Source organism: Kitasatospora putterlickiae (assembly GCF_039527695.1).
Classification (GTDB): Bacteria; Actinomycetota; Actinomycetes; order Streptomycetales; family Streptomycetaceae; genus Kitasatospora; species Kitasatospora putterlickiae.
This window is the reverse complement of record NZ_BAAAKJ010000138.1, coordinates 26,775-31,074: the sequence shown is the minus strand read 5'-3', so window position 1 is coordinate 31,074 and position 4,300 is coordinate 26,775. Positions and strand designations below refer to the sequence as shown.

The 4,300-nt window shown below is 73.3% G+C and carries 3 protein-coding genes and 1 pseudogene; 2 read left to right on the top strand and 2 right to left on the bottom strand.

All coding sequences use genetic code 11. The annotated features are described in order from the left end of the window. A pseudogene (locus ABD308_RS14945) lies at positions 1–221 on the bottom strand (hypothetical protein); the annotation flags it as partial. A 369-nt stretch (positions 222–590) separates the two neighbouring features. Between ABD308_RS14945 and ABD308_RS14940 the strand changes: the two are divergent. Beyond that, a complete protein-coding gene (locus ABD308_RS14940; protein ID WP_344333749.1) occupies positions 591–2,096 on the top strand; it encodes a glutamate-cysteine ligase family protein in 1,506 nt (501 codons plus the stop codon). 116 nt (positions 2,097–2,212) lie between these two features. Then, positions 2,213–3,001, top strand: coding sequence for a CPBP family intramembrane glutamic endopeptidase (locus ABD308_RS14935; RefSeq protein WP_344333748.1), 789 nt, complete (start codon positions 2,213–2,215; stop codon positions 2,999–3,001). 170 nt (positions 3,002–3,171) lie between these two features. On the opposite strand, the gene ABD308_RS14930 is transcribed toward ABD308_RS14935, so the two are convergent. Continuing rightward, a partial coding sequence (locus ABD308_RS14930) for an MFS transporter (protein WP_344333746.1) occupies positions 3,172–4,300 on the bottom strand: 1,129 nt, incomplete at its 5' end.

Here is a 4,300-nt window from a genome sequence, read left to right as displayed (position 1 = left end):
CCGTCCTTGATGAGGAAGCGCCAGCCCGTCCGCCGGGCGGCGGAGAGTTCGGCCCGCGGCCCCTCCAGGACGTGGACGGCGAGCGGGTGCGCGGGGAGGAGCGGCCCGGTCGGATGACGCAGCGCGGCGGCGGCGGGTTGGCGCAGCGCGGTCTCCGAGTCGAGCGCGGCCAGGACCGCGCGCAGGGCACTGGGCGGGGGCTGGGGGGTCTGCAGAGTCATGGCAAGGTCGCCTCTCCGTGCGAGATCGGCGTGCGAGTGCGGCATACCGGCATGGCTGTCTGGTGCGTCGACGGTGACGGGACCTGGGCCTTGTCCGGTTGGGCAGGATCGCGGTGCCGGCGCGGCCGTTGTCGCCGGGGGTCTCGCGGCGATGGCCGGCCGGGCCGTGGCGCAGTGCGAATTCTACTCGAACAGGTGCGCAGGGTGACCTGTTTATCACAGGCGGTGGCCCTGGGCAAGTCGGCAGATGCGCTGAAACAGCATCAGTTTCCTTGCAATGCAAGCCAATCGAAGCTTTCGGGTATCGATCTTCGGGGTGGGCATGATGCTTGCACGGTCGGGGGCCGGCCGGCTCACGAGGAGGAGACCATGGGCGAGAAGGTCAGCGCGACCCGGGCGGACCTTTCGGACCGGCAGATGTACCGGCGCAAGCTCCAGTCCTGCCTCGACGCCCTCGGCCGAATGCTGCGGGAGGACCGCTTCGACCGTCCGAAGGGCGTGCTGGGGGTGGAGATCGAGCTCAACCTGGCCGACGAACAGGGCCTGCCGCTGCTGAACAACGCCCAGGTGCTCACCGCGATCGGCTCCGCCGACTTCCAGACCGAGCTGGGCCGCTTCAACATCGAGGTCAACATCGCGCCGCACCGGCTCTTCGGGCACGTCTTCGAGGAACTGCGCGAGGAACTCGACACCGGGCTGCGCTACGCCGACCGGCGGGCCGCGGAGGCCGGTGCGCGGATCGTGATGGTCGGCATCCTGCCGACCCTGGAGCTCCAGCACACCGGGCTCGACGCGATGTCCCACAACCAGCGCTACAGCCTGCTCAGCGACCAGATCCTGGCCGCCCGGGGCGAGGACATCACGCTGGACATCGAGGGCGTCGAGCGCCTCCAGCTGGAATCCATCACCATGGTCGCCGAGGCCGCCGCCACCTCGCTGCAACTGCACCTCCAGGTGACGCCGGAACGGTTCTCCTCGGTGTGGAACGCCGCCCAGGCGATCTGCGGGCCACAGCTCGCGCTCGGCGCCAACTCGCCGTTCCTGTTCGGGCGGGAGCTGTGGCGGGAGACCCGCCCGGTGCTCTTCCAGCAGGCCTGCGACACCCGTTCGGCGGAGCTCAAGGCGCAGGGCGTGCGCCCGATCACCTGGTTCGGCGAGCGCTGGGTGGACTCGGCGTACGACCTGTTCGAGGAGAACCTGCGCTACTTCCCGGCGCTGCTGCCGATCTGTGACGACGAGGACCCGGCCAAGGTGCTGGCCTCCGGCGGCGTGCCGCGGCTGGCCGAGATGCGGCTGCACAACGGCACCATCTACCGCTGGAACCGGCCGGTCTACGACGTCAGCGGCGGGGTGCCGCACCTGCGGGTGGAGAACCGGGCGCTGCCGGCCGGGCCGACGGTGGCCGACACGCTCGCCAACGCGGCGTTCTACTACGGCGTGGTGCGGGTGCTGGCCGAGCAGTCCCGGCCGATCTGGACCAGGCTGCCGTTCGAGAAGGCCGACGAGAACTTCCAGCAGGCGGCCCGCTACGGCGTCGACGCGGTGTTCCAGTGGCCGCGCTCCGGCCGGGCCGGACGCGGCGGCGGGCTGACCACCGTCCCCGCCGTCGACCTGGTGCTCAACGAACTGCTGCCGATGGCCTACCAGGGTCTGGACGCGTGGGGCGTGGAGCCGGCCGACCGGGACCGCTACCTGGGCATCATCGAGCAGCGCTGCCTGCGCCGGGTCAACGGCGCGTCCTGGCAGAGCGCGACCTTCCACCGGCTGCGCGAGCAGTACGGGATGGACCGGCCGGACGCGCTGGCCGCGATGACCCGGCGGTACATGGAGCACATGCGCGGCGGCGAGCCGGTGCACACCTGGCCGGTGGGGTAGCGCTCCCGGGGAGCGCCGGGCGCGCTGTGGAAGGATGATCGCTCCGGTCCGCCGACGGCCGTCCGCCGCCGCCCGGAGCGCCGCCCGTCCGCCGCCGCCCGTGCTGGAGCACCCCCGTGACGACCGTCCCGACCGTACCGGAGACCGCGAAGCCGACCCGCCGTCTGCTCGGGGTGGAGCTGCTGACCGTCCTCGGCCTCTCGCTCGGGGCGAGCGGCATCAGCGCGCTGATCAGCTTCACCGGCTCGCTCACCGAGACGCTGAAGCTGGGCCAGCAGGTGGCCACCCTGAACGGCTCGCGCGCCCCCGGACGGCCCTGGCTGGACCTGGTCTGGCAGCTCTACTACATCGGCCGCGGCCTGATGCCGGTGGTGCTGGTCGGCTACCTGCTGGTGCGCGAGGGAGCCGGGCTGCGGGTGCTCGGCTTCGACCTCGGGCGCAAGCTCGGCGACCTCGGCCGCGGCGCGGCCGTCGCGGCGGCGATCGGCGGCTCGGGGCTGGCGCTCTACCTGGCCTCGCAGGCGGCCGGCTACAACCTGACGGTCGCGCCGTCCGGACTGCCGGACGTCTGGTGGCGGATCCCGGTGCTGCTGATGTCGGCCTGGCAGAACGCGATCCTGGAGGAGGTCGTCGTCCTCGGCTACCTGCTGCGCCGATTGGGGCAGCTGGGCTGGTCGTGGCCGGCGGCGCTGGCGGCGAGCTCGCTGCTGCGCGGCTCGTACCACCTGTACCAGGGGGTCGGCGGGCTGGTCGGCAACATCGTGATGGGCGTGGTGTTCTGCCTGCTGTACCGGCGGTGGGGGCGGGTGATGCCGCTGGTGGTGGCGCACGCGCTGATCGACACGGTGGCGTTCGTCGGGTACGCGCTGCTCGCCGGGCACGTCAGCTGGCTGCCCACCGGCTGAGCGAGGGGACCGCCCCAGGGCGCGGCGGTCAGGACAGCAGCCGCTCCACGTGGTGGCGTTCGAGTCCCTGGCCGGGGTCGACGGCCGTCACCTGGTCGGACGTGCCGTGCCCTCCGGCGGTTGCCGGCCGGAGGGCGTGGGCGGGGGTGCGCGGGGTGCGTCCGGGTGGGTCAGCCGGTGGCGGCGGGGGCCGGGACCGGGTCGGCGGGGGCGTCGGCCGGGACGGTGGGACGCCGGGAGAGCCGGCGGACCTGCGGTTCCAGCAGCACGGCGGCGCTGAACACCAGGGAGATCACCGCGCAGGCCCAGAGCGCGCCGGACAGGCCGAGCCGGTTCGCGACCGGGCCGGCGAGCGCGGTGCCGATCGGGGCCAGCGAGAGCGAGCCGAGTTCGTCGTAGGCGGTGATCCGGGAGAACGCCTCCGGGGGTATCTCCTGCTGGAGCGCGATCATCCAGTTGACGCTGAAGACGGTGACGCCGACGCCGGAGAGGAACATCGCCGCGCAGAGCGCCGGCATCGGAGCGGACGCCGCCAGGGCGAGCGCCGGGACGCCGAACAGGAAGACGCCCCAGTTGCCGACCAGCAGGATCCGGCGCGGCTGCCAGCGGGCCATCAGCAGGCCGGTGGCGACCAGGCCGACGCCGTAGGCCGCCATCGCCAGCCCCCAGTCGCGGGCGCCGCCGAGCCGCTCCTTCGCGAAGGCCGGCCCGTACACGGTCTCGACCGCGCCGACGCAGGCGACCAGCACCGAGAACTGGAGGACGATCACCCAGAGCCAGCGGCGGGAGGAGAACTCCTGCCAGCCCTCGCGCAGGTCGCGCAGCATGCCGCCGCCCCCGGCCCGGGCCGTCGGGGCCTGCGGCTCCAGCAGGAAGCGCAGCGCGGCGGCGGCCAGGAAGCAGGCGGCGTCCAGGGCGAGCACCCAGCCGGCGCCGACCGCCGCAGTCAGCGCGCCGCCGAGCGCGGCGCCGCCGATCTGCGAGCCGTTGAAGCCGATCCGGTAGACCGAGAAGGCCCGGGCGGCGTGCTCGGGGGCGACGCTCTCCATGATCATGCCGCCGGCGGCGGGGGAGTAGAAGGCGTAGCCGGCCCCGGCGCCGGCCGAGAGCAGCATCAGCTGCCAGAGGGCCGGCTCTCCGCTCAGCACCAGGGCGGCCAGGGCGCCCTGGGAGACGGCGCTGAACAGGTTGGCGGCGACCATGACGTGGTGGCGCGGCAGGCGGTCGGCGAGCGCGCCGCCGACCATCAGCAGCAGGACGGTCGGCAGCAGCCGGGCCGCGGTGACGTAGCCGACGTCG